Raw genomic sequence first — 24,833 nt, 5'->3', positions numbered from 1 at the left:
CCGATGCGAGGGCGGCGACGATGGTGAGGACGACGTGAGCCGGGACGGGGCAGCGATGCTCGACCGGCTCGTGGCGGAGCGGTACGGCGGGCTCGTCGCGTACGCGACGGTGCTGACGGGGGACCGGCACGAGGCGCAGGACGTCCTGCACGACGCGCTGGTCTCGACGTTCTCGGCGCGCGCGTCGTTCGGGTCGGTGCCGCAGGCCGAGGCGTACGTGCGCCGCGCCGTCGCGTCACGGTTCGTGGACCGTGCGCGCCGGCGGGGCCGCGAGCGGGCCGCGGTCGTGCGGCTCGCGGGCCGCGAGGCGGTCAGCACCGAGCTGCGGTCGGACCTGCTGGACGCCGACGTGGCCGCCGCGCTCGCGGCGCTGCCGCCGCAGCAGCGCGCCTGCGTCGTGCTGCGGCACCTGGACGACCTGTCCGTGCGGGACACCGCCCGCCTGCTCGGCATCAGCGAGGGCGCGGTCAAGCGTTACGTGTCCGACGCGGTCGCGACGCTCGACGCGGCGCTGGGCACGACCACCACGGGCGGCGAGCGGCTGCCCGTCACGCTCGTCGACTCGACCCGCGACACCCCGGAGGTGCGCCGTGAGCGGTGACCTGAGCGCGCGGCTCGACGCCGCGCTGCGTCGTCAGGAGCAGCACGAGGAGGGCACCCGGCCGGACGCCGCGACCCTCGCGGACCTGCACGCCCGCGTGGCGCGCGCCCGGCGCGGACGCGCCGTGTCGTACGCCGCGGTCGCCGCGGCGGCGGCCGGGCTCCTGGGGGTGGCCGGGTGGTTCGGCCTGCACCGGGCGCCCGCCCCGCAGCCCGCCCACACCCCGACGCCGACGTCCACGGCGACGCCGTCGCCGACGCCCTCGCCGAGCGGGGACGCCGCACCGACGGCGCCAGCGGCGCCCGAGGTGCCCCTCGTCGAGGTCGAGCGCACCGGGGCGCCCGTGCTCCACGCGCTGCCCCCTGGTGTCCTCGAGGCGGCGACCACCGGGTGGACCCTCGCCCAGTACGGTCCCGTCGACCAGGTCGGCCTCCGTGACGTCGCCGGTCTGCTCGCGCTCCTGTCGCCGACGGGGACCGCGTACCTCGTCGCGGACCTCGACGTCCCCGGCCTGTGGGTCGTCGGCTGGGAGCCGGGCTCGACCGTCGCGACGGTCGTCATCCCCACGTCGGACCGGCTGGGCTACGAGCGAGGTCGCATCGACCTGCTCACCGGCGCGGTCACCCGCGAGCCCGCGGGCCTCGGGACGCTCGGCGATGCCGACGCGTACGTCGGGCTGAGGGACGACGGTGCCGAGCTCTGGTGGACGACTGTCGCCGACTACCGACTCGAGCTGGTCGCCGTGACGGTCGGTCGTCCGGTCGGGAGCCTCGGCGTCCGGGTGAGGTCGGGCGAGCACCGGGGGGCCACCATGTCGCCGGACGGCCGTCGCCTGGCGCTGCCCACCTTCTCGGAGAGGTACGACGCGCTCGGCGGCTACCTGGGCGACTCGACGCTGCTCGTCGACCTGCACACGGGGGCCACGAGCGACCTTCTGCTCGACCAGGACGCCGGCGAGTGCGCCGTCGTGACCTGGACGGACGCGCGCACCGTGCTGGCGAGCTGCTCCAGGCACGCCGACGTCGCCGACCCTGACTCCGACGCCGCCGACGTGCTCGCCACCTGGTGGGCAGAGGTCACCCTCGACGGTGACGTGCGGGTCCTCGACGCACCCGGGGGAGCGGGCACCGCGGCGACGAGTGGGGGGCGGACGGTGGTCGTGCTGCCTGCGGGCGAGGGCGGTGGCGTCGTCGTCAAGCCGTGGCAGCCAGGAACGGGGCCCGGCCCCGTCGCCGTGAGCCTGGACGGTCCGCGGGTCGCCCTCGCGGTGCACGCCGCCGGCGCGGGTCGGGTCGCCGTGCAGCTCGGCATCGCGCCCGAGGACCCGGCGCCCGTCGAGCTGTGGCTGCTCGACGCCACCACCGGTGGGACCGTGCTCGTGGGTCCCGCGGGAGACGGACCGCGCGCGCTCGCGGTCACGGCGGCGCTCGTCGCCCCCTGACGCGCGCCACCGGGTCGTGAAGGGTTGCGGCCGCGGACCGGCAGCACCCTCACGACCCGCCCCGGCCACCGGGGCGCCGCGGCTCGTCGCCCGAGCCGCGCCCTGAGCCTGACGCGAGCGTGAGGGGTTGCCGTCGCCACGTGACGGCAACCCCTCACAGTCCACATGTCACGCCGCACCTGCGCGGCGCGCCACGCCATCCGCGGCGGCTCAGCGCCGCGGCGAGCTGGGATGCGATCGCGCAGGGCGACGTGACCACGTGCCGCCACCGGTAACGCAGGGTGATGTCACCGCTCTCGACGCGGACGACGTTGTCACGCCACGCGTCCGCGTCGGCCCGACCGTCGTGCGCGAGCCGGCCGTCGAGCTCCACGCGCACCCCGAGCTCCCGGTAACGCCGGTCCGCTCGTATCCATCCGGCGCCCACCCGCTCGCGGACCTGGGCCGACGAGCGCGGCAGGCCGTGCGCGTACTCGACGTCGCGGTCGAATCTCAGCTCGAGCGGCGACTCCACCCGGGCGTCAGCGTCGCCGAGGAGGTCGGCGACCATCCTGCGATGGCGCAGGACCGGCCGTCGGGCGAGCGTCGACAGCAGCAGCGGTCGCGGCACCCCCGATCGAGCCGCGTCGCACAGCAGGCCGACGACCTCGTCCTCGCGCCGGGCGTCCGCGACCAGGTCGAGCACGGTGTCGGCCACGTCGACGCACCGGAGGGCGCCGGCTGCGGGCGGCATGGACCGTCGGCGGCGGACCACGAGTCCCGGTCGCGTGCCCGGCGTGCGCTCTAGCGGCACGCTGACGACCATCTCGGGCGCGGGCGTCGCCACCAGTCCGTGAGCGAACCCGGCCGACCGGTGCGAGAGCGCCGCACCGGGTCCGGCGGCCAGGACCGCGCCCTGCGCGAGCTGGCGCCACGACGGCGGGCCGGACTGCAGCAGGACCACGCCCCGGTGCAGTCGTCGCCAGTGACCCTGACGGACCCGGCGGGACACCACGGTGTCGCTGACGCCGGCGCTCACGAGCAATGCGGTGGTTGCCACGCCGTCGTGACGCCGCACCACCCGGCGTGCGGACGAGGGCAGCATCTCGAGAGCGGGGAGCCCGCTCACGTCGACCGGTCGCGCCGCCGCAGGTCCGCCCATCCGACGAGCGTCGCCGATCGGGGGCCGCTGCGCGGCGACTCCCGCGAACCTGTGGACGACGCGACAGAGGTGTGCGGGGTTGCCGCCGCTGGACGACGGCAACCCCGCACACCTCGTGACTCGGGCCGAGGCCTGACGCTGCGCGCCAGGCCTCGGCCTCCGGTCAGCTCCGGCTCAGCGCTTCGACCTGCTGGTCGCGCTGAGCCTGCGCCCGCCTCCGGTCGGGGTCTGACGCTGCGCGCCGGACCCCGACCTCCAGCGGGCTCCGGCTCAGCGCTCGACCTCGCCGCGGATGAAGGCCTCGAGCTGCGCCCGGCCCTTCGTGTCCTCCATCTGCACCGGCGGGGACTTCATGAAGTACGTCGACGCCGACAGGATCGGGCCGCCGACGCCGCGGTCCTTCGCGATCTTCGCGGCGCGGACGGCGTCGATGATGATGCCCGCCGAGTTGGGGGAGTCCCACACCTCGAGCTTGTACTCGAGGTTCAGGGGCACCTCGCCGAACGCGCGGCCCTCGAGGCGCACGTACGCCCACTTGCGGTCGTCGAGCCACGCGACGTAGTCCGACGGGCCGATGTGGACGTTGCGGTCGTCCTTCTTGCCGGACAGCGGGCCGTCCTCGAGGTTCGACGTGACGGCCTGCGTCTTCGAGATCTTCTTCGACTCCAGGCGCTCGCGCTCGAGCATGTTCTTGAAGTCCATGTTGCCGCCGACGTTCAGCTGGTACGTGCGGTCCAGGATGACGCCGCGGTCCTCGAAGAGGCGCGCGAGCACGCGGTGCGTGATGGTCGCACCGACCTGCGACTTGATGTCGTCGCCGACGATCGGGACACCGGCGGCCTCGAACTTCGCGGCCCACTCGGGGTCCGACGCGATGAAGACGGGCAGCGCGTTGACGAACGCGACGCCCGCGTCGATGGCGCACTGCGCGTAGAACTTCGCGGCGGCCTCCGACCCGACGGGCAGGTAGCAGACGAGCACGTCGACCTGCTGGTCCTTGAGGGTCTGCACGACGTCGACCGGCTCGGCGTCCGACTCCTCGATGGTCTGGGAGTAGTACTTGCCCAGGCCGTCGAGCGTGTGGCCGCGCTGCACCGTGACGCCCAGCGGCGGGACGTCGGAGATCTTGATGGTGTTGTTCTCGGAGTTGAAGATCGCCTCCGACAGGTCGAAGCCGACCTTCTTGGCGTCCACGTCGAACGCGGCGACGAACTCGAGGTCGCGCACGTGGTAGTCGCCGAACTGGACGTGCATGAGGCCGGGGACCTTGCCCGCCGGGTCGGCGTCCCGGTAGTAGTGCACGCCCTGGACAAGCGACGCGGCGCAGTTGCCGACGCCGACGATGGCGACGCGGATGGAGGTCATCCTCGCTCCTTCTCGATTCGCGCCTCGGATGAGCCCTCGGCGTCGTCTGCAGCGGCGGCCGGTCGGCCACCGCCCTCGGGGCGAGCGCGACGGACGCCGCGCTCGTTGTCGATGAGGTCGTCCAGCCAGCGGACCTCGCGCTCGACCTGCTCGAGGCCGTGGCGCTGGAGCTCGAGCGTGTACTCGTCCATGCGCTCGCGGGTCCGGGCGAACGACTGACGGAACGTCTCGAGCCGCTCGGTCAGCCGGGAACGGCGACCTTCGAGGATGCGCAGCCGCGTCTCGGCGTCCGTCTGGCCGAAGAACGCGAAGCGCACGTCGAAGTTCTCGTCCTCCCAGGCCGCCGGCCCGGACGTCGAGAGCACCTGCTGCAGGTGCTCCTTGCCGTCGGCGGTCAGCTCGTACACGATCCGTGCGCGCTTGCTGGCGACCGTGCGGTCGCCGGGCGAGTCCGTGCCGGCGATCAGCCCGCGGTCCACGAGCCCCTTGAGGCACGGGTACAGCGAGCCGTACGACAGCGCACGGAACGAGCCGAGCACGAGGTTGAGGCGCTTGCGCAGCTCGTACCCGTGCATGGGCGACCCGGCGAGCAGCCCGAGGATCGCCGGCTCGAGCACGTCGGAACGTCCGCGCACCTGGCCTCCTCGTGCCGTCGGGGACCGGGACCGGGCGGTCGCCCGATCTCGATGTATCAACTCGATACATCCGGAGAATATGTCGCGCGCGTGCCCGACGACAACAGGTCGCCCACCACGTCGTGTGCGCGGGCGCGCCGGATCGCGTCGCGACAGGGTGCCGATCGTGTGAAGTCCCGCCCAGAACGGGACGTCCCGGGCGCCCTGCGCGAGCCACCGCCCAAGTCGGTCGTCCATACTGACGTCGGCAGCGCCCCCACCGACGCGCCCCCACGCGGGCCGCGGCGGAGCGTCCGCCAGCACCGTCGTCGGCACGAGAGGTCCCCCGTTGGCAGGCAGCACACGCCGTGCGGCGCCCACGCGCGCACGCCGCGGCACGCGTCGCGCGTCGACCCGGGCGACCCCGCCGGAGAAGCGGAAGTTCTGGAACTACCCCCGCCGCGAGCACCGTGGCGTGCGTCGGTGGCTCCCGTCGTGGCGGGTCGTGCTCGGCACGTTCATCGGCGGGATCTTCCTGCTGCTCGGTGCCGGTGCGGCGGCGTTCGCGTTCATCAACCCGCCCGACGCGCTCGCCGAGGTCCAGTTCCAGACCACCACCGTGTACTTCGCGGGGGCCGAACCCGGTCAGCCGGGCGAGGTCATGGGGACGTTCGCGAAGCAGAAGCGCGAGATCGTCGAGTACTCGACGCTGCCCGAGTACGTCGGCCAGGCGGTCGCGGCCGGCGAGGACAAGACGTTCTTCACCAACCGGGGCGTGTCGATCACCGGCATGGCCCGCGCCTTCATCAACAACGTCCAGGGCAAGCCGACGCAGGGCGGGTCGACGCTGACCCAGCAGTACGTCGAGCGGTACTACCAGAACACCACCAAGGACTACTGGGGCAAGGCAAAGGAGGCGATCCTCGCCGTCAAGCTGTCCCAGAGCGAGTCCAAGGAACAGATCATGGGCCGCTACCTCAACACGATCTACTTCGGTCGTGACTCCTACGGGATCGAGGCGGCGTCCAAGTCGTACTTCGGCAAGCCCGCGGCCGAGATGTCGGTCTCCGAGGCGGCCCTGCTCGCGGCGCTGATCCCGTCGCCGAACAACTGGGACCCGGCCGTGAGCCCGGAGAAGTCGCAGCAGCGCTGGGGCATCGTCCTCGACTCGATGGTCGACTCCGGATGGCTCAGCGCGAGCGACCGCGCCGCGCAGGTCTTCCCGACGACGATCGAGTACGTCAAGTCCGAGACGTACCGCGGCCCGAACGGGTACCTGCTCGAGATGGTCGAGAACGAGCTGCTCGCGACCAACCTGTGGACCTCGGGCGAGCTGCGCACCAAGGGCCTGAAGATCGTCACGACGATCGACCAGTCGGTGCAGCAGGCCGCGGTCGAGTCGGCCGAGGGGCTGCGCTCCGGCGCGCTCTCGGACGGCGCCGTGCCCAACGAGCGGCTGCGTGTCTCGGTCGTCTCGGTCGACCCCGCCACGGGTGGCATCGTCGCGCTCTACGGCGGCCCCGACTACCTCGCGGACCAGAAGAACACCGCGACGTTCGACAAGGTCCAGGCCGGGTCGACGTTCAAGCCGTTCGCCCTGGTCGCCGGGCTGCAGGAGGGCATCGGCCTGTCGACGAGGTTCGACGGCAACTCGCCGCAGCGCTTCCCCGAGTGGGAGGGCGGTACCAAGGACGTCCGCAACTTCGGCCGCGGCAACGGTCAGAGCTTCGGCCAGATCGACCTGGTCAAGGCGACCGCGGACTCGGTGAACACCGTGTACGCGGCGCTCAACATCAAGGTCGGCCCCGAGAACACCGCGCGCGTCGCCACCGAGGCGGGCATCACGACGCCGCTGACGAGCGTGCCCTCGAACGTCCTGGGCTCCGACCTCGTCCACCCGCTCGACATGACGGGCGCGTACGCGACGTTCGCGGCGCAGGGCGTGCAGCGGACGCCGCACATCCTCCAGGTCGTCGAGAACAACGACGGGACCGTCGCCTGGCAGCCCGACACGGCCGGCCGGCCGGTCTTCGCGGCGGACGTCATGGCGGACGCCACCTACGCGATGACCCAGGTCGTCGAGCAGGGCTCGGGCAAGGCGCAGATCGCGCGCCTCGGCCGCCCGATCGCAGGCAAGACGGGTACCTCGACCGACAACAAGTCGGCGTGGTTCATCGGCTACGTCCCGCAGCTCGCGACGGCGGTCGCGCTGTCCCAGCAGGCGCAGGACGGCCGCGGACTCGACTCGATCGAGGCCTGGGGCGACTACAGCCAGATCACCGGGTCGTCGTACCCCGCCGTGCTGTGGGCCGACTACATGGGCAAGGTCTTCGCGAACCCCAGGTTCGCCCAGGTCGAGAACTTCCCGCCGCGCGCGAACGTGGGCGGCAGGCCGACGCCGACCGCCACCGCGACCGAGGAGCCGACCGAGGCGCCGCCCGAGGAGCCCGAGGAGCCTGCCCAGGTGCAGGTGCCCGGCGGCCTCGTGGGTCGCACCGAGGCCGACGCCACGGGCGTGCTGCAGGGTGCGGGGCTCGTGGCGAGCGTGCGCTCCGAGCAGTCGGCGTCCGTCCCTGCGGGGCGCGTCATCCGCGCCGAACCCGGTGAGGGGTCGACGGTCGACTCGGGCGCCACCGTCACGCTCGTCGTGTCGTCGGGAGCCCCGTCCCCGTCGCCGACCCCCGCACCGACGCAGCCGACACCCGCGCCGACCGAGGAGCCGCCGCCGGGTGACGGCGGCGGTGCCGGGGGCGGTGGTGGCCAGGCCGGTGCGGTGCCGCTGCCCACGCAACGTCCCTGACGCCGCCGCGCCGCGGCCGACCCGACCGCCCGACCGCTCGGTCGGGGGATTCGGTCGCGGGGTCGTGAGCGGGTAGTCTGGGCGATCGCCGTCCCTCGCGGACGGTTCGTCGTGCCTGCACCCCTGACGCCTCGTCGGTGGTGCGTCACGGCGAGACGCACGAGAACCCTCCTGTCACGGACCGACCGTGACCGCGAAGACCAGAGGAGGTGGGTATGAGCCTGCGTCAGTACGAGATCATGATCATCCTCGACCCCGAGATCGAGGAGCGCACCGTCGCCCCGTCGCTCGACAAGTACCTGTCGGTCGTCAAGACCGACGGTGGCACGGTCGACAAGGTGGACGTCTGGGGCCGTCGTCGCCTCGCGTACGACATCAAGAAGAAGGCCGAGGGCATCTACGCCGTCGTCGACTTCACCGCGGAGCCCGCGACCGCCAAGGAGCTGGACCGTCAGCTCGGCCTCAACGAGGTCGTCCTGCGCACGAAGGTCCTGCGCCGCGAGGCGTGATCCTGCCCGTGTGGGTGCCCGTCGCTAGCGTCGGGCGCCAGCACCCGCGGCACCACGCCGCAGCCGAACCGTACGAACGAGCGAGGAGGCCGTCATGGCCGGCGAGACCACCATCACGGTGATCGGGAACCTGACCGGGGACCCGGAGCTGCGCTTCACCCCGTCGGGCGCCGCGGTCGCGAACTTCACCGTCGCGTCCACGCCCCGCACGTTCGACCGCCAGTCCAACGAGTGGAAGGACGGCGAGACGCTGTTCCTCCGGTGCTCGATCTGGCGGGAGGCGGCCGAGTCCGTCGCCGAGTCCCTCACCAAGGGCACCCGCGTCATCGTGCAGGGCCGCCTCGTGCAGCGCTCGTACGAGACCCGCGAGGGCGAGAAGCGCACCGTGTACGAGCTGCAGGTCGACGAGGTCGGCCCGTCGCTGCGGTACGCGACCGCGAAGGTCACCAAGACCCAGCGGTCCGGCGGTGGCGGCTTCGGTGGCGGCGGCGGTGGCAGCTACGGCGGTGGCGGCGGCTTCAGCGGCGGGGGTCAGTCCTCCGGTGGCGGCGGCCAGACCGACGACCCGTGGGCGACGCCCGCGGGCGGGTCCGGCGGCGGCTACTCCGACGAGCCCCCGTTCTGATCGGCGCCTCGCACACCTGATTCTCATCCCCGAGCACGGCAACGCTCGGGGCTCCACAGACAAGGAGCACCACGATGGCCAAGCCCGTCGTCCGCAAGCCCAAGAAGAAGCAGAACCCCCTCAAGGCCGCCAAGATCGAGACGGTCGACTACAAGGACACGGCTCTGCTCCGCAAGTTCATCTCCGACCGCGGCAAGATCCGCGCGCGTCGCGTGACCGGCGTCTCCGTCCAGGAGCAGCGCCAGATCGCCCGTGCGGTGAAGAACGCCCGCGAGATGGCCCTCCTGCCGTACTCGTCGTCGGCCCGCTGAGAAAGGACTGACCCATGGCGAAGATCATCCTGACCCACGAGGTCACCGGTCTCGGTGCCCCCGGCGACGTCGTCGAGGTGAAGGACGGGTACGCCCGTAACTACCTCGTCCCGCGCAACCTGGCCACGCCGTGGACCAAGGGTGCCGAGAAGGACGTCTCGGCGATTCGTCGTGCCCGCAAGGCGCGCGAGATCGCGACGCTCGACGACGCGAAGGCTGTGCGCGACTCGCTCCAGGCGAACGCCGTCACGGTGTCGGCCAAGGCCGGCGAGTCGGGCCGTCTGTTCGGTGCCGTCACCACGGCCGAGATCGCCGAGGCGATCAAGGCCGTCGGCGGCCCGTCGGTCGACAAGCGCAAGATCGAGGTCGCCCAGGCGATCAAGACGCTCGGCGAGTACGCGGTGCAGGTTCGTCTGCACCCCGAGGTCTCGGCCAAGGTGACCGTCAAGGTCGTCGCCGCCTGACCTGCTCCCACGCGAGCTCGTGAGGCCCCGTACCGCTCCGGCGGTGCGGGGCCTCGTCGTGTCCGGCGTCGGCGCCGGGGGCGTCCGTTCGTCCCGCACCTCGTCCGCCAGGCGCAGGACCCGCGGTGCGTGCGCCGTCTTCTCCGCCTCCGGACGGAGCGGGAGGATCGGTCGCGGGGCGGTGGGACGCGACCACCGTGCTGCCTAGGCTCGTCGCAGAGGTCAGGACGAACCAGGAGGCACGACATGAGCACGCAGAAGCGCACCACGGACGCGCAGGCCACGACCACGGCGGCCCCGACGCAGCAGGCCGCCGTCGGCGGGACGATGTTCGCGGTGGGTGCGCCGCTGCTCGCCCTCGGCGCGGTGTTCACGGCGCTGGGTCGCACGGTGCTCGGGCTCACGTTCCTGGCGGTGGGCGTCGTGCTGACCGCGGTGGCCGCGGGCTACCTGGGCACGTACGTGCGCCGCTCGCGCGCGGTGCAGGTCACGGGGCGCGTCACGGGTCAGGACGACCGGTGAGCGACGCGCCGCGGAAGGGCGGCGGGACGTCGTCGAAGCGCGCGCAGAACGGGGCGTTCCTCGCGATCGGGGTGACGTTCTTCGTCCTCGGGATCACGCAGATGGCGGGCGACTCCGACGGCGGCGGCATCGCGTTCCTCACGATCGGCATCGTCTTCATGGCCATGTCGACGGGCTGGTTCTCGTCCCCGGGCGGGGACGAGAAGCGTGAGGACGCCGGCGGCGCCGCGGCAGGTGCCGACGGCACCCGGGAGAGCGGCGACGATGCGGCGCACGACGCGGGACCGGGCGACGCGGGCGCGGGGTCCGGCGGTGGCGACGGCGGTGGCGGAGGCGACTGAGGTCGCCCCGGGGCGGACGCTCAGGCGCCGACGACCATCCACCGGGTACCGCGTGCGCGCAGCCCCGTGCTGATCGCGCGGGCGGCCATGAAGACCACCGCGAACGCGACCCACAGCCACGCGAGGCCGGCCGCTCCGGGCGGCGCCCACGCGTGCACCGCGAGGGCGGCGGGCACGTAGGCGACGAGCGTCGCGACACCCGCCCACGCGAGGAACGGGCCGTCACCGGCGCCGATGAGCACGCCGTCGAGCACGAACACCCAGCCGGCCATGGGCAGCGCGACGGCCGCGACCACGAGCCCGACGACGGCGGCGCGCTGCACGTCGGGGTCGGGGGAGAAGACCCGCACGTACAGCGGAGCGAGCGCGCCGACGAGCACGCCGAGCACAGCCCCGGCGCCGACGCCCCACTGCAGCGTGCGCCGCAGCAGGGCGCGCGTGCGGGCGACGTCGCGCGCACCGAGCGCGTGCCCCACGAGCGCCTGCGCGGCGATGGCGAGCGCGTCGAGCGCGAACGCCGTCAGGCCCCACACCGCGTTGACCACCTGGTGCCCGGCCAGCGCGGCGGCGCCGAGCCCGGTGGCGGTCCACACGGTCAGCAGGATGGCGAGACGCAGCGTCGCGGTGCGTACCAGCAGCGGGACGCCGGCGCGTGCGTTGGCCCAGATGCCGCCGGCGGCGGGCGTGAGCCGTGCCCCGGAGCCGCGCGCGCCGCGCACCACGACGACGACGAGCCACACGCCCATGCCGAGCTGCGCGATCGCGGTGCCGAGGCCGGACCCGGCGATCCCGAGCCCGGCGCCGTAGATGAGCGTCGCGTTGAGCGCGGCGTTGGCGACGGCGCCGGAGGCGGCGACGACGAGGGGTGTGCGGGTGTCCTGCAGGCCGCGCAGCGCGCCCGTGGCCGCGAGGACGAGCAGCATGCCGGGCAGGCCGGGGACGGACCACCGCAGGTACGTGACGGCCTGCACGGCGACCTCGCCGCGCGCGCCGAGCGCCGCGAGCACCCACGGCGCGGTGACCCACGCGAGCCCGGCGAGCAGGACCCCGAGGCCGAGCGCGAGCCACATGCCGTCGACGCCGGTCTGCAGCGCGCCCTGCCGGTCGCCCGCTCCGAGGCGCCGGGCGACCGCGGCGGTCGTGGCGTACGCGAGGAAGACGCACAGGCCGATGACGGTCACGAGGACGGTCGACGCGAGCGCGAGCCCGGCGAGCGCGTCGGTGCCGAGGTGGCCGACCATCGCGGAGTCGACGAGCACGAACAGCGGCTCGGCGACCAGTGCGCCGAGGGCGGGGACGGCGAGCGCGAGGATCTGCCGGTCGACGCCGGGCGGGCGCGGCGCGGGGGTCGAGGGGTCGTCGTGGGCGTCCACGGGGCGGCTCAGGCGTCCACCTGGTGAACGTGGGTCGAAGAGTTGTCGCTCCACAGCACGTGCACAGCGTATGCGCCGGTCGCGGCGGGTGGACGGAGCCCTCACCCGCTCTGTCCACAGGTGTGTCCCCAGCCTGTGCACACAGGCGTGAAGGGACTGTCCACAGGCTGTCCACCGGTCTGTGCACACACCCGTTTGGGTCCGCGACGGCCGGGGCCTAGCCTCGCGAGGACAGGTCCGGTACCGGCTGCGTCGCCCGCCGTGCGGGGCGCGTCCGCGGGGACTGTCGGTGGGTCCCGGTAGGACAGGTGTCCGTCGGGTGCGGGCGAGCTGGAGTGGGTGACGGGTTGACCATCGAGGACCTCGAGTACGGCGCGCCGCCGGACAGCGGGAACCGGGGCGGCGGCGGGTTCGACCGCACGCCGCCGCAGGACCTCGATGCCGAGCGGTCGGTGCTCGGCGGCATGATGATCAGCAAGGACGCGATCGCCGACGTCATCGAGCAGGTGCGTGGCACGGACTTCTACCGTCCCGCGCACGAGGCGATCTACGACGCGATCATCGACCTGTACGGCCGCGGCGAGCCCGCCGACGCCATCACGGTGTCGGACGAGCTGACGAAGCGCGGCGACATCGCGCGCATCGGCGGCGCGGCGTACCTGCACACGCTCATCGCGTCGGTCCCCACGGCGGCGAACGCGGGCTTCTACGCGCGGATCGTGCGCGAGCGGTCGATCCTGCGCAAGCTCGTCGAGGCGGGCACGCGCATCGTGCAGCTCGGGTACGCGACCGACGGCGGCGACGTCGACGAGCTCGTCAACAACGCGCAGGCCGAGGTCTACGCCGTCACCGAGCGTCGGGCGTCCGAGGACTACCTGCCGCTGTCGGAGATCATCGGCGGCACGGTCGACGAGATCGAGGCCGCGGGGCACCGCGGCGAGGGCATGATCGGCGTGCCCACCGGGTTCTCGGACCTGGACCGGTTGACCAACGGCCTGCACCCCGGGCAGATGATCGTCATCGCGGCGAGGCCTGCCATCGGTAAGTCAACGGTGGGAATTGACATCGTCCGGTCGGCGGCGATCAAGCACGACATGGCCGCCGTCGTGTTCTCGCTCGAGATGAGCCGCAACGAGATCACGATGCGTCTGCTGTCCGCCGAGGCGCGCGTGCACCTGCAGAAGCTGCGTACCGGGCAGATGGGCGAGGAGGACTGGGCGAAGATCGCCGCGACCATGGGCCGTATCAGCGAGGCGCCGCTGTTCATCGACGACTCGCCGAACATGTCGCTCATGGAGATCCGCGCCAAGTGCCGGCGCCTCAAGCAGCGTCACGACCTCAAGCTCGTCGTCATCGACTACCTGCAGCTCATGACGTCGGGCAAGCGCGTCGAGTCCCGCCAGCAGGAGGTCTCGGAGTTCTCGCGTGCGCTCAAGCTGCTCGCCAAGGAGCTCGAGGTCCCCGTCATCGCGATCTCGCAGCTGAACCGTGGGCCCGAGCAGCGCACGGACAAGCGGCCGGCGATGAGCGACCTTCGCGAAAGTGGCAGCATCGAGCAAGATGCTGACATGGTTATTCTTTTGCACCGCGAGGATGCGTACGAAAAGGAATCGCCGCGAGCGGGGGAAGCTGACCTCATCGTCGCCAAGCACCGTAACGGTCCCACCGACACCATCACCGTCGCGTTCCAGGGGCACTACTCGCGGTTCGTGGACATGCAGATGTAACTGCGGTTGTCGACCGCGCCGATAAGCGGCACAGGCGTCTCGCGACACTGCACAGATGCCGTGCTATGCGTGTCGAGAAGCAAGATGGTTACGGGATCAATCCTGGATGCTTCAAGCACGACGCCGGCGCAGCAGCGGCAGGGACAGGTGCCAGCTGCTGCTGGTCTCGTACGCCTGTGCGATGCTGGCGAAGTCCGGGTACACAGTGGAGAGGTTGAAGCCAAAGTTGACCTCGAGCATCGTCGAGAGGCGCTTCTTCACGCTGGCCGGGACGACGATGCCGATGATGCTCGGAAACCTCGGCCCCAGCCTGCCCCGCTTGTTTGCCTGGTTTCTGGTCCCGCAGAGTTTCTCGAGCCGATCCTCGTGTCACCGAACCCATGTCTTGCTCGGTGGCTTGACGACGCCCAACTCGGACCGCGGTGACTCGGCCGCGCTAAGTGGTTGGCTGTGCAGCACGAAGAGCCCACGCTGCGCCGCGATCCGCGGGTCGATCGGTGGTGTGGAGTAGATCAGCGACGCCGCGGGCTTCGTGAGTACCCCGCGCGGTGGAGCTACTCCGCGATCGCGGACGCGCTGGGCTGCAGCCCGGAGCTCGTCGCCCTCGTCGTGCGTCGCTCCCGCTGACGGCGGTCCGGCCGGGCGTGTGCCGTCCTCCCGGGCGATACCGGGACCTCGGACCCCTCAAGCCCGGCGCGGGCGTGTCCGATCCAGCGGGGTGGACGGCGTCGCGCCGGCTCGGGCGACGACCGCTTCACTCGGGGAGCGAGCTCTCCGGCCACCAGACACCAGCATGCACAGGGGAGCCCTCATGTCCGACACCTACGCACCGCCTCCGCCGCCGCCGAGCCCGCAGCCGGTCGCCCCCAAGGCGGGGAACGGCCTCGCGACCGCCGGCTTCGTGGTCGCGCTGCTCGGCTTCCTCGGGTCCTTCATCCCGGTGATCAACATCGGCGGCATCGTCCTGGGCGTCGTGGGAGCGGTCCTGGCGGTCGTGGGGCTGGTGAAGAGCAGGACGACCGGCTCGGGGAAGGGTCTCGCCATCGCCGGCCTCGTGCTCGGGGCGCTCGCCGTGGTCGTCGGGATCATCGTCAACGTCGCGTTCGTCAGCGCGGTCGACGACGCGCTGAACGAGGCGACCGGCACCACCGTCGAGACGCCTGCGGCGACGACGGACGACACCGCCCCCGCCGCCGACGACGACGCGGACGAGGCGGCGCCCGCCGAGCTCGGGACGTCCCGCGACAACCCCGCCCCGCTCGGCTCGGCCGTCACGGGTGGTGACTGGACGGTGACGATCAACTCGGTGACCCCGGTCGAGGCCGACTCCCTGGGGCAGACGGCCGCCCCGGGCTCGGCGCTGATCGCGGTCAACCTGACGGCCACGTACAACGGTGACGACCCCCAGGGCGCCACGTCCTGGGCGACCGTCAAGCTCGTCACGGCGGACGGCACGACGATCGACGGCCTCGACGGATCCACGGTGTTCATCTCCGAGAACCCGTTCGACTCGCTCTCGACGGTGTACGGGGGCGGGACCGTGACGGGGGACCAGCTGCTCGAGGTGCCCGCCGAGTGGCAGTCCGGTGTCCTCGCCGTCTCGCCCGACATCGCGTCGAACGACACCTTCGTGGCGGTGCAGTAGTCCGACCCACGTCCGGCACGCGGCGGTGGTCCCCGGGGGCCACCGCCGCGCCGTCCGGTGGCGCCGACTCGCCGTCGCCACGCGCTCTTCCGCAGGTCAGACCGGGTGCTGCTGCGGGAGTGCCGGTGATCTCGGTTCGGTCACAGTCTGGGAATGACCGATGAACTGGCTGTGCGCAGCTCCCGGTCGGCGGAGACTGGCGCCGCCCCTCCCGCCTTCTGCAGACAGGTCCACCATGCGCTCGCTCCTGGTCCGAGTCCCCGCCGCCGCCGTCGTCGCACTGGCCCTGGCCGTCTCGGGATGCGGGGGATCCAGCGACGCTGCGGCACCGGCCACGAGCGCGGCGACGCGGACACCGACGCCCACGCCCAGCCCGACGCCGAGCCCCACGCCGTCGGTGGCGCCCGCGTACACGCTGACGCAGGCCCAGGTCGACGCCTCGGTGCTCACGACGGCCGACTTCCCCGCCTTCGTCGACGACCCCGACGCGCTGCTGGACACGCCGGACGACGGGACCACCTACGACCCGGCCGCGTGCGGTGACGTCCTCGACGGCCTCGAGGTCGTCGCTGCCGACCAGACGCCCAGCGCGGTGGCGCACATCGGCCTCTCGAGCGACGGTGCCATCCTCGGTCAGGACGTCAGCTCGTACGCGGCGCCGTTCGCCGAGAGCTGGGTCGAGGACGTCGCGGCCCGGATCGCCTCCTGCCAGACCTTCGCCGTGGGCTTCCCTGACGGCTCGCAGGCGACGGCGACGCTGAGTGCGCTCGAGATCCCGGCGTACGGAGACAGGTCCACGGCTGTGCGCGCCGTCATCGCCGCCGACGGCTTCGAGCTGATCCAGGACCTGGTCCTGGTCACGATCGGTCAGGTGCAGGTGGCCCTCGGCGTGGGAGGCATCGAGGCGGCCGACCCCGCGACGCTCGACCAGATCGTCACCACCGCGCTCGCGAAGCTCCCCCCGGCGGCCTGAGCGCCGTCGCGACGGTCTCAGCCGTCGCCCGGCTGTTGCACAGGTGGCCCGTGAGTCGCACGTGGATGCACGTCACGGTCGCCGTCCACCGACCCGCTCCGCGTCGCGCCGGTACATCGCGGCGTGCTCCAGCAGCTGCGGGCGGCCGGTGGTGCGCGCGTGCGCGTCCGTCCAGTCCGCGAGGTCGTGCAGCCGCACCACCATCGTCGCCAGCACGTCGTCGACCGTCGGGGCGGCGTCCGCGCCGTAGGCGGCGAGCAGGTCCGTGAGGCGCTCGGCGGGCGCGGCGTCGTCGGGCGCGGGCGTGTCCTCGCACCAGCCGCACAGCCGGTACGCGAGGTACGCGAGGTCCCACGCGCGCGGGCCGGGGGAGGCCATGTCGACGTCGATCAGGCCGATCAACTCGGTGCCGTCGAACACCATGTTGTACGGCGCGACGTCGTTGAGGCACACCACCTCGGCGGGGGCGTGCGCGGGGGAGCGCCAGACGGCGCCCGCGAGGTCGAACCCGACCGTCGCGTCGTGCACGGCGCGCAGCGTCGCGCCCGCCTGCGCGCGGGTGCGGGCGTCCCACAGCCACGCCGGTGCGGGCCACCCGACGACGTCGCCCGGCACCCAGCCCAGGACCTCGCGGCCCTCGTCGTCCCGGCCGAGCGGCGCGGGCAGGCACGTGACGCCGCGCGCCCGCACCCACGCGAGCAGCGCGTGCACGGTCGGGGTCCACGGGCCGGCCGACCGTCGGACGGTGTCGCCGACCCGCACGACGGCGTTGACGTTGCCGCCGTCGAGCGTCTGCTCGGCGACGTCCTGCGGACCGGCGCGTTCCATGACGCGATCGTCCCACCCCGGCCCCGCGGGCCGCCGCGGCGTCGGGCCTCGGGCCTCGGGCCTCGGGTCAGATCCAGCCGCGGTCCCACGCGACGGCCGCCGCGGTGTGCCCCGAGTCCGCGTGCAGCTTCGCGATCGCGGACGACGTGTGGTTGCGCACGGTGCCGGGCGCGAGTCCCAGCTCGCGCGCGATCTTCTTGGACGGCAGGCCCGAGCGGATCAGCCGCAGCACGTCGACCTCGCGAGGCGTCAGCGGGCTCTCCGCCTCGGTGAGCGCCGCGGCCGCGAGCTGCGCGTCGACGTACCGCTGGCCGGCGGCCACGAGCCGGATGATGCGCGCGAGCTCCGCGGCCGGCGTGGACTTGGGCACGAACCCGCGCACGCCGGCGGCCAGCGCGCGCCTGAGCGCACCGGGGCGCGCGTGCCGCGTCACGATCACGACGGGCGTCACGACGCGCCGCCGCAGCCGGTCCGCGACCTCGATGCCGTCGAGCCCGGGCATCTCGAGGTCGAGCAGCGCGACGTCCGGCACCAGGGCCACGACCTCGGCGAGCGCGGCCTCGCCGTCGGCGACGTCGGCGACGACCTCGATGTCCGGCTCGAGCCCCAGCAGCGCCGTGAGGGCGCCGCGCAGCAGCTCCTCGTCGTCGGCGAGCAGGACGCGGATCACGACGCACCCGCCGTGCGTCGCGCCGGCCGGCCGACGGGCCGCGGCGGCACCGTCACCACGAGCGTGAACGCGTCGTCGTCGCGGTGCGTCTCGACCGTGCCGCGCTGCGTCGCTAGCCGTTCGCGCAGCCCCACGAGCCCCGTGCCGGGCTCGCCCGCGGGGTCCGGGCGGTCGTTGGTCACGGTCAGGCGGTACCCGCCGCCCTGGTCCTGCACGAGCACGATCGTGGCCTCCTGCGCCGCGCTGTGCCGCAGCACGTTGGTCGCGGCCTCGCGGACGGCCACGGCCAGCACGCCGCCGACGTCCGCGGGCAGGCCGGGTGCGTCGACGTGCGTCGCGCAGCGGATGCCCGCCGAGCCGAGCACCGCCGCCGCGTTGCGCACCTCGGCGTCGACGGTGACCGTGCGGTACCCGTGCACGACCGCGCGGGTGTCCTCGATGGCGGTGCGCGCCGCCTCCCGGATGTCGGCGAGCTCGCGCGCGGCGTCGGCCGGGCGGTCGGGGAGCAGCCGCTCGGCCAGCTCGCTCTTGAGCGCGATGACGTGCAGGTGGTGCCCCTGCAGGTCGTGCAGGTCGGTCGCGAACCGCAGGCGCTCGCGGGCCACCGCGAGCTCGTCGGCGAGGCGCCGCGCGTCGTCGAGCCGGACGACGACCTGCAGGACCCACACGATGCTCAGCGGCATCACGACGAACAGCGCGACGACGCTGACGACGATCGCGGTCCCCAGCGCGCCGTCGACCTGCCCCGCCGCCGGGGCGTCCCGCGACGCGGCCTCCGACAGCACCCCGCCGAGACCGATCACCACGCACGTGCCGAGCAGCACGGCGAGCCGACGTCGCCCGTGCACGACGCACGCCGCCGCACCGCCCGCGTACGCGACGAGGAACGCCCACCCCCACCCCGCGAACGGTGGGACGAGCGCGACGCCCCACGTCGCGCAGGCCAGCACGACCGTGAGCACCACGGTCGTCACGAGCGTGCGCGACGGCGCGTCGCCCGCCGCGACCTCGACCGTCCCGCCGATCGCCGCGAACGCCAGCACGAGGCACAGCACCGTCGTGACCACCAGGGTGATCGAGCGGGCGTCCACCGGGGCGTCGACCGCGAGCAGCAGCGGCATGAGCCCCGCGACCACGACGGCGACGCCCAACGACGCGGCCGTCAGACCGCGCACGGCCCGCAGGTCGGGCGTCACCGGTGCCCCCGGCGGCCGAGGTCGGCTCACGTCGCGGAGCGTAGCAACCGGGACAGATGTCACGGTCGCCGGTGACATCACGGCACTTCTGGCGCCGCGCGCCCGCCGCTGGGATGGGTGCATGACCAGGAACACGACGCTCCCGCGGGTGGTCGCGGCGGTGACGGCGGCCGCCGTGCTGACCGTCGGCCTCACGACCCTCCCGCCGTCCCCGCACCTGCAGCCGCACACGAGCGGCGACGCCGCGCTGGCCCGCGCGGTCGAGCGGACGGCCCGCGACCAGGGCGCCCTCGACCGCGTCGCCCTCGCCTACGTCGACCTCGCGGACGGCCCCGACGGCACCGTCACGACCGGCTTCGGCGCGGACGACACCACCGAGTTCGAGATCGGCTCGCTCACCAAGACGTTCACGGGCAACCTCCTGCAGGTCGCGGTCGAGCGCGGCGAGGTGACGCCCGACCAGACCCTCGGCAGCGTCCTGACCGAGCTGGCCGGCACGCCCGCCGGGGGCGTGACCCTCGAGACGCTGTCGAACCACACGTCGGGCCTGCCCGGTGCGCCCGTCGAGATGCTGCCGTCGCTGTACGTCGCCGTCACGACCAACCGCGACCCCTACGAGGCGTCGCTCGACGAGCTGCTCGCGATGGCCGGCCGGCAGGAGCTCGTCTCGCCCGGGCGCTACGTGTACTCGAACCTCGGCATGTCGCTGCTGGGGCACGCCCTCGCGCGCGTCGCCGGCACCACGTACGTCGACCTGCTGCAGGACCGGATGCTCGACCCGTTGGGCATGACGCGCACCCGGGTCGTGCTGGAGGACGCCGACCTCGACGACCCGACCACCGGGTGGTCCGCGTCCGGGATCGCGCAGCAGCCGTGGTCGCTCGCGGCGTTCGCACCCGCGGGCGGCGTCCGCTCGACGGTCGGCGACATGGCCCGGTACGTGCGCGCGCTGCTCGACGGCACCGCCCCCGGCGCCGCGGCGATGGACCCGCACCTGGAGGGCGAGCTCGGTGCCGTCGCGTACGCGTGGCTCGTGCTCGAGCAGGACGACGCCCCGACGCTCACGCTCCACAACGGCCAGACCGGCGGCTTCGCGTCCTACCTGGCCCTCGACCGCGCGGGCGGCCGCGGTGCCGTCGTCCTGTCGAACACCGCCTCCCAGCTGCCCGACGTCGCCGTGGGCCTCGTCGAGAACGGATACGACCGATGACCGCCACGACCTCCCTGACCGTCGCCCTCGCGCTCGTCGCGTTCGCCGCGCTGTACGTCGCCCGGGCCTGGGGGCCCGAGCGCCTGCGTCTGAAGGACCGCACGGGTGCGGTCGCCGAGAGCGTCGGGCTGCTCACGCTGTTCGTGCTGTCGCGGACGTTCGTCGGCTGGGCGGGGGTGCCGGTGCTGCTGTGGGTCGCGGCCGTCGCGCTCGCGGCCGTCGGCGCCGCCGGTGCCGTGCTGCGGTGGGGGAGCGTGCCCGGGTGGCGGCCGCGCCGCCGGGCGTGGTTCCGCGTGCTGCGGCTCGGCGGGGCCGCGCTCGTGTGCGGCACGGTGCTCGTCCTCGGGGCCGCGGCGTTCTGACGCCGGTGCGACCGGGCGCCGGGGCACGGGCGCCGGGGCACGGGCGCCGGCCGCCGGGCCTACCGGGACGACGCGGCACGCGTGGCGTCGTCCGGGAACGCGGGCGGCGCGCTGGACGTGCGTCCGATTTCTCCGCAGGGCGGCGATTCCCGACGCGGCGGCGAGGAAATGCGGCCGCTGCTCGTCGTGCGCCGGGCGGGTCGTATCGGCTCCTGAGCAGGAATGTCGTGCGCGGCGCACGCCGACGGGTCGGGGCGCGCGGTTGTCAACGACGACCGCCCGAGGGTGAGTCAGGCCTTGACTCGCGGCCCGTGGTCGTCTTTCCGCCGGTGCTCGACATTCGAGACGAGGACGAAAGATGGTTGACGCCGCCCCTGTGGACGCTGCCAGGATCACCGATCGTGACGCATGGGGGAGCGGGGCGCCTGCCGGATCTGGTGCGCGAGCGGGTGCACCGCCGCCGCGCGGCCGCACGTCAGATGCTCGAGCTCGTGCCGTACGCCGGCGCCGGGCTCGTGGCCGGCACGCTCGCCGTGCACGTCGTGGCCGGCGTCGCGCCCGTGGTCTTCCTCGTCGGCACCGCGCTCGCGCTGCCCCAGGTCGTCTCGGGAGCGCTGCCACCCGCGCTCTGGGTCGCCATCGCCGCCTTCCTGCTGCAGCAGGTGCTGGCCCCGCTCCAGCTCGTGCTGTCGCGCGAGATCGCGCGCCGTGTCGACGCCGCGTGCATCGAGCGCCTCACGCGCTTCACCCTCGACGAGGCGACGCTGGCCGGCCTCGAGCGGCCCGACGTGGCCGACCGTCTCACGCAGGTCGACGAGGCCTTCGAGCAGTGGACCTGGACGCCCGGGACCGCGCTCGAGGGCGGGCTCGCGCTCACGGCGCGCTACGTGCAGCTCGGTGGTGCCGTCGTCCTGCTCGGCTGGGCGGCGGGCCCCTGGGCGGCGCTCGCGGGCGCCGTCGCGGCGCTCGTCGCCCGTCAGGGGCAGGCCGAGGCGTTCCACCGCTGGGGCGCGCTGTGGGAGTCGTTCCAGCCGGCCCGTCGCCGCGTCGCGTACGTGCGCGAGCTCGCGACCAGCACGCGCGCGGCCAAGGAGATCCGCACCCTGGGGCTCGTCGGCTGGTTGCAGGACCGGTTCGCGACGGAGACCCGGAGCTGGCTGGAGCCGCTGTGGACGTGGCGCCGACGCGTGTACGGCGCGCCGTTCGTCGGGCACGCGATCGCGGCCCTGCTGGGCTCGGCGGTCGCGCTGCTCCTCGTCGTCGACGGCGGCACCGACGGCGCGTCGCGGCTCGTGGCGGTCAGCGTCGCGGTCCAGGCCGTGGTGCTGTGCGCCCGCTTCGGCGTCATGTTCCCCGAGTCGGACATCAAGCTGGTCTACGGGAGGGCCGCGTACACGGCTCTGCAGGAGCTCGAGGCGACCATCCGCGAGCAGGCGGGCGCGACCGCCGACCGGGTCGAGGCGCCCGCCCCCGCGCGCGACGTCACGTTCTCCGGCGTCACGTTCTCCTACCAGCCGGGCCGGCCCGTGCTCGACGGCGTCGACCTCACCCTCCCCGTCGGGACCTCGACGGCCCTCATCGGCGTCAACGGCGCCGGGAAGTCCACGCTCGTCAAGGTCCTCGCCGGGATCTACGCGCCCGACGGCGGGTCGGTCACGGTCGACGGCGTCGACCTGGCGACGTTCGAGCCGCGCAGCTGGCAGCGGCACTTCGCCGTGACGTTCCAGGACTTCCTGCGCTACGAGCTCGACCTCCGCGACAACGTCGCGATGGGAGCGATCTCACACCGGGACGACGACGAGGGCGTCGTCGCCGCGCTCGCGCAGGTCGGGCTCGGGGGCCTGCTCGACGAGCTGCCGCTGGGGCTCGACTCGCCCCTGACGCGCGCCGTCGAGGGCGGTCGTGAGCTGTCCGGCGGGCAGTGGCAGCGCATCGCGCTCGCGCGGGCGCTGTTCGCCGTCCGCCACGGGGCGTCGGTGCTCGTCCTCGACGAGCCCACGTCGCAGCTCGACGCGCGGGGCGAGGCGGAGTTCTACGACACGTTCCTCGAGCTCACGCGCGGCGTGACCAGCCTGGTCATCTCGCACCGGTTCTCGACCGTCCGCAACGCGGACCGCATCGTCGTCCTCGACGGCGGCGGCATCACCGAGGCCGGCACGCACGACGAGCTGGTCGCCGCGGGCGGCGTGTACGCGCAGATGTTCGACGTGCAGGCGCGGCGGTTCGCCGACGACGGCGCCCCGCACGTCCCCGACCTCAAGGGGGCCACGCTGTGAGGGACGTGCTGTTCTGCCTGCGTCGGCTCTTCGCGATCGCGTGGGCGCTCGACCGGCGCCGCTTCGCCACGGGCGCGACGCTGCTGCTGCTGGGCGCGGTCGCGACGCCCGTCGTCGGCCTCGCGGCCGGCGGCGTGGTCGACGGCGTCGACGCGGGCGCCCCGCGCAGCGCCACCGCGTGGGGTGTCACGCTCGCCGTCGCGCTCGCGGGCGAGCTGATGCTCGCGCACTTCGCGCACCTCTACTACTTCGAGCTCGCGGAGCTCACCGAGGAGCGTCTCAACCGCGACCTCGTGCGCCTCGTCAACGGATCCGCCCACCTCGACCGCAGCGACGACCCCGCGCACGCCGACCGCGTCGACCTGCTCCGGCAGGACGTGCTGCAGATGCGGGAGACCGTCCAGTCGGGCCTGCAGCTCGGTGCGACGGCCGTGCAGGTGCTGCTGACCGCCGCGGTGCTCGTGACGCTCTCGCCGTGGTTCCTGCTGCTCATCGCCGCCGCCGTGGTGCCCGTCGTCGCGGGGCGGCGCGCGGAGACGCAGTTCCAGGAGACCCGCGAGGCGCAGTCGACGACCACCCGCGGCGTGCGGCACCTGCGCCGCCTGGCCACGAGCCCCGGGTCGCAGAAGGAGATCCGACTCTCGGGCGGTGGCGACTACCTGCTGCGGCGGCAGCGGGACCTGCTCGGCGGCTACCGGTCCGCCATGGCCCGTGCGGACCGGCGGTACGCGCTGCGACGAGGGCTCGGACAGCTCGCGTTCGGCGTCGCCTACGTGGGGGCCGTCGTGTGGGCGTTCGAGCTCGTGCGGCAGGGGCGTGCCAGCGCCGGTGACGTCGTGCTGACGGTGGTGCTCGCGACGCAGCTCGCGACCCAGATGGCGACGGGCATCGAGCTGCTCGGCACCGTGCACCGCGCCGCTGCGGGCCTGCGGCGCTTCGCGGCGCTGGAGGCCGAGCAGACGGAGGAGGCCCTGCCCACGGCGGGCCTGCCGCCCGCCGCCGCGAGCGCCCGCGGCCTGCGGCTCGAGGGGCTGCGCTTCCGCTACCCGGGTGCCGACGAGGACACCCTGCGCGGCATCGACCTCGACCTGCCGGGAGGTACCTCCGTCGCCGTCGTCGGCGAGAACGGTGCGGGCAAGAGCACGCTGCTCAAGCTGCTGACGGGCCTCTACCCGCCCACCGGTGGGCGGATCCTCGTGGGCGGCACCGACCTCGCGGAGGTCGCGCCCGACGCCTGGCGCGAGCGCACCGCCGCGTTGCACCAGGACTTCGCTCGCGTCGAGCTCGGGCTGCGCGAGAGCGTCGGCATCGGCCACCTGCCGGCCGGGTTCGCGCACGAGGCGGTCGGGGCCGCGCTCGACCGTGCGCGCGCCGACGGCCTGGGGGAGCAGGTCGGGCTCGACGGCGTGCTCGGCACGGGCTACGCGGACGGGCGTGACCTGTCCGGCGGGCAGTGGCAGGCGGTCGGGTTCGCGCGGACGCTCATGCGCCCGGACCCGCTCCTGCTGGTCCTGGACGAGCCCGGGTCGGCGCTCGACGCGCTCGCGGAGCAGCGGCTCGTCGACGCGTACCAGGAGACCGCCCGCGAGGTCGCGGCCACCGTCGGCGGCGTCACCGTGTTCGTCACGCACCGGCTGTCGACCGTGCAGCTCGCCGACCACATCGTCGTCCTCGAGGGCGGCCGGGTGGTCGAGCAGGGCACCCACGGCCAGCTCCTGGTCGCGGGCGGGCGCTACGCGGACCTGTGGGGGCTCCAGGCGCGCGCGTACGCGCGCTGACGGCGCCTCGCGGCCGCCCGCGACGCTCGGGCCCGCCCTTTTCCTTCGGTGAGGGCGGGCT

At 73.7% G+C, this 24,833-nt stretch carries 24 protein-coding genes and 1 pseudogene; 16 read left to right on the top strand and 9 right to left on the bottom strand.

Annotated elements, in window-relative coordinates:
• Positions 1-34: 34 nt before the first annotated feature.
• Both E4A51_RS09710 and E4A51_RS09705 read left to right on the top strand, forming a co-directional pair.
• A complete protein-coding gene (locus E4A51_RS09710; RefSeq protein WP_070319027.1) occupies positions 35-601 on the top strand; it encodes a sigma-70 family RNA polymerase sigma factor in 567 nt (188 codons plus the stop codon).
• A complete protein-coding gene (locus E4A51_RS09705) occupies positions 591-2,042 on the top strand; it encodes a hypothetical protein (RefSeq protein ID WP_070319026.1) in 1,452 nt (483 codons plus the stop codon). The genes E4A51_RS09710 and E4A51_RS09705 overlap by 11 nt, the downstream gene beginning before the upstream one ends.
• A gap of 154 nt (positions 2,043-2,196) precedes the next feature.
• Here the strand turns inward: E4A51_RS09705 and E4A51_RS18705 are convergent, their stop codons facing one another.
• From E4A51_RS18705 to E4A51_RS09690, 4 genes and pseudogenes are all read right to left on the bottom strand, one after another.
• Positions 2,197-2,739 (bottom strand): hypothetical protein, encoded by a 543-nt coding sequence (locus tag E4A51_RS18705; protein ID WP_240696436.1) that lies wholly within the window; start codon positions 2,737-2,739, stop codon positions 2,197-2,199.
• Positions 2,740-2,985: 246 nt separating this feature from the next.
• Positions 2,986-3,126, bottom strand: a pseudogene (locus tag E4A51_RS18975) (type IV toxin-antitoxin system AbiEi family antitoxin domain-containing protein); the annotation flags it as partial.
• Positions 3,127-3,453: 327 nt separating this feature from the next.
• Complete coding sequence (locus E4A51_RS09695) at positions 3,454-4,548, bottom strand: inositol-3-phosphate synthase (protein ID WP_070319024.1); 1,095 nt, start codon at positions 4,546-4,548, stop codon at positions 3,454-3,456.
• A complete protein-coding gene (locus E4A51_RS09690) occupies positions 4,545-5,183 on the bottom strand; it encodes a PadR family transcriptional regulator (protein WP_046529661.1) in 639 nt (212 codons plus the stop codon). Before E4A51_RS09690 ends, E4A51_RS09695 begins: the two co-directional genes overlap by 4 nt.
• A 328-nt stretch (positions 5,184-5,511) precedes the next feature.
• On the opposite strand from E4A51_RS09690, the gene E4A51_RS09685 reads away from it, so the two are divergent.
• The 7 genes from E4A51_RS09685 (at position 5,512) to E4A51_RS09655 (ending at position 10,734) form a co-directional block, all read left to right on the top strand.
• Positions 5,512-7,962: a transglycosylase domain-containing protein gene (locus tag E4A51_RS09685; protein ID WP_070319023.1), complete on the top strand. Its 2,451-nt coding sequence runs from the start codon at positions 5,512-5,514 to the stop codon at positions 7,960-7,962.
• Positions 7,963-8,177: 215 nt separating this feature from the next.
• The gene (rpsF, locus tag E4A51_RS09680; protein ID WP_046529659.1) at positions 8,178-8,471 is read left to right on the top strand and encodes a 30S ribosomal protein S6; all 294 of its coding nucleotides are present in this window, start codon (positions 8,178-8,180) and stop codon (positions 8,469-8,471) included.
• A gap of 94 nt (positions 8,472-8,565) precedes the next feature.
• On the top strand, positions 8,566-9,096 hold the full coding sequence (locus E4A51_RS09675; protein ID WP_087507740.1) for a single-stranded DNA-binding protein: 531 nt from the start codon (positions 8,566-8,568) through the stop codon (positions 9,094-9,096).
• A 74-nt stretch (positions 9,097-9,170) separates the two neighbouring features.
• Positions 9,171-9,407, top strand: a complete 237-nt coding sequence (rpsR, locus tag E4A51_RS09670; RefSeq protein WP_013118893.1) for a 30S ribosomal protein S18 — start codon at positions 9,171-9,173, stop codon at positions 9,405-9,407.
• Between the two features lie 14 nt (positions 9,408-9,421).
• Positions 9,422-9,871: a 50S ribosomal protein L9 gene (rplI, locus tag E4A51_RS09665; protein WP_046529657.1), complete on the top strand. Its 450-nt coding sequence runs from the start codon at positions 9,422-9,424 to the stop codon at positions 9,869-9,871.
• A 246-nt stretch (positions 9,872-10,117) separates the two neighbouring features.
• A complete protein-coding gene (locus tag E4A51_RS09660; protein WP_134851611.1) occupies positions 10,118-10,393 on the top strand; it encodes a hypothetical protein in 276 nt (91 codons plus the stop codon).
• A complete protein-coding gene (locus tag E4A51_RS09655) occupies positions 10,390-10,734 on the top strand; it encodes a hypothetical protein (RefSeq protein WP_134851610.1) in 345 nt (114 codons plus the stop codon). Before E4A51_RS09660 ends, E4A51_RS09655 begins: the two co-directional genes overlap by 4 nt.
• A gap of 20 nt (positions 10,735-10,754) precedes the next feature.
• Here the strand turns inward: E4A51_RS09655 and E4A51_RS09650 are convergent, their stop codons facing one another.
• Positions 10,755-12,107 (bottom strand): MATE family efflux transporter, encoded by a 1,353-nt coding sequence (locus E4A51_RS09650; protein WP_070319021.1) that lies wholly within the window; start codon positions 12,105-12,107, stop codon positions 10,755-10,757.
• Positions 12,108-12,460: 353 nt separating this feature from the next.
• On the opposite strand from E4A51_RS09650, the gene dnaB reads away from it, so the two are divergent.
• A complete protein-coding gene (gene dnaB, locus E4A51_RS09645; RefSeq protein WP_226239506.1) occupies positions 12,461-13,834 on the top strand; it encodes a replicative DNA helicase in 1,374 nt (457 codons plus the stop codon).
• A gap of 111 nt (positions 13,835-13,945) precedes the next feature.
• On the opposite strand, the gene E4A51_RS18340 is transcribed toward dnaB, so the two are convergent.
• The gene (locus E4A51_RS18340) at positions 13,946-14,095 is read right to left on the bottom strand and encodes a hypothetical protein (RefSeq protein ID WP_167748888.1); all 150 of its coding nucleotides are present in this window, start codon (positions 14,093-14,095) and stop codon (positions 13,946-13,948) included.
• Positions 14,096-14,645: 550 nt separating this feature from the next.
• Between E4A51_RS18340 and E4A51_RS09640 the strand changes: the two genes are divergently transcribed.
• Together E4A51_RS09640 and E4A51_RS09635 are read left to right on the top strand one after the other, a co-directional pair.
• The gene (locus tag E4A51_RS09640) at positions 14,646-15,479 is read left to right on the top strand and encodes a hypothetical protein (RefSeq protein WP_070319018.1); all 834 of its coding nucleotides are present in this window, start codon (positions 14,646-14,648) and stop codon (positions 15,477-15,479) included.
• Positions 15,480-15,714: 235 nt separating this feature from the next.
• Positions 15,715-16,452, top strand: a complete 738-nt coding sequence (locus E4A51_RS09635) for a hypothetical protein (protein ID WP_134851609.1) — start codon at positions 15,715-15,717, stop codon at positions 16,450-16,452.
• A gap of 72 nt (positions 16,453-16,524) precedes the next feature.
• On the opposite strand, the gene E4A51_RS09630 is transcribed toward E4A51_RS09635, so the two are convergent.
• The 3 genes from E4A51_RS09630 to E4A51_RS09620 form a co-directional block, all read right to left on the bottom strand.
• Entirely contained in the window at positions 16,525-17,280 is a 756-nt protein-coding gene (locus E4A51_RS09630) for a phosphotransferase (protein WP_134851608.1), read from the bottom strand.
• Positions 17,281-17,347: 67 nt separating this feature from the next.
• Positions 17,348-17,950: a response regulator transcription factor gene (locus E4A51_RS09625; protein ID WP_134851607.1), complete on the bottom strand. Its 603-nt coding sequence runs from the start codon at positions 17,948-17,950 to the stop codon at positions 17,348-17,350.
• Complete coding sequence (locus tag E4A51_RS09620; protein ID WP_167748887.1) at positions 17,947-19,176, bottom strand: sensor histidine kinase; 1,230 nt, start codon at positions 19,174-19,176, stop codon at positions 17,947-17,949. Before E4A51_RS09620 ends, E4A51_RS09625 begins: the two co-directional genes overlap by 4 nt.
• A 91-nt stretch (positions 19,177-19,267) precedes the next feature.
• Here E4A51_RS09620 and E4A51_RS09615 point away from each other — a divergent pair, with 91 nt between their 5' ends.
• The 4 genes from E4A51_RS09615 to E4A51_RS09600 all read left to right on the top strand — a co-directional run bounded on the left by E4A51_RS09615 (position 19,268) and on the right by E4A51_RS09600 (position 24,772).
• Positions 19,268-20,356 carry a serine hydrolase gene (locus E4A51_RS09615; RefSeq protein ID WP_134851605.1) on the top strand — a complete coding sequence of 363 codons (1,089 nt, stop codon included), beginning with the start codon at positions 19,268-19,270 and terminating at the stop codon, positions 20,354-20,356.
• On the top strand, positions 20,353-20,718 hold the full coding sequence (locus E4A51_RS09610; protein WP_070319013.1) for a hypothetical protein: 366 nt from the start codon (positions 20,353-20,355) through the stop codon (positions 20,716-20,718). Before E4A51_RS09615 ends, E4A51_RS09610 begins: the two co-directional genes overlap by 4 nt.
• A gap of 401 nt (positions 20,719-21,119) precedes the next feature.
• Entirely contained in the window at positions 21,120-22,994 is a 1,875-nt protein-coding gene (locus E4A51_RS09605) for an ABC transporter ATP-binding protein (RefSeq protein WP_134851604.1), read from the top strand.
• Positions 22,991-24,772 carry an ABC transporter ATP-binding protein gene (locus E4A51_RS09600; protein WP_134851603.1) on the top strand — a complete coding sequence of 594 codons (1,782 nt, stop codon included), beginning with the start codon at positions 22,991-22,993 and terminating at the stop codon, positions 24,770-24,772. The genes E4A51_RS09605 and E4A51_RS09600 overlap by 4 nt, the downstream gene beginning before the upstream one ends.
• The last annotated feature ends 61 nt before the right edge of the window (positions 24,773-24,833 follow it).

Origin of the sequence: Cellulomonas sp. HD19AZ1, assembly GCF_004535805.1 — a bacterium.
Lineage (GTDB): Bacteria > Actinomycetota > Actinomycetes > Actinomycetales > Cellulomonadaceae > Cellulomonas > Cellulomonas iranensis.
Note: the sequence above shows the minus strand (reverse complement) of the source record. Positions and strands in the feature narration are given on the sequence as shown.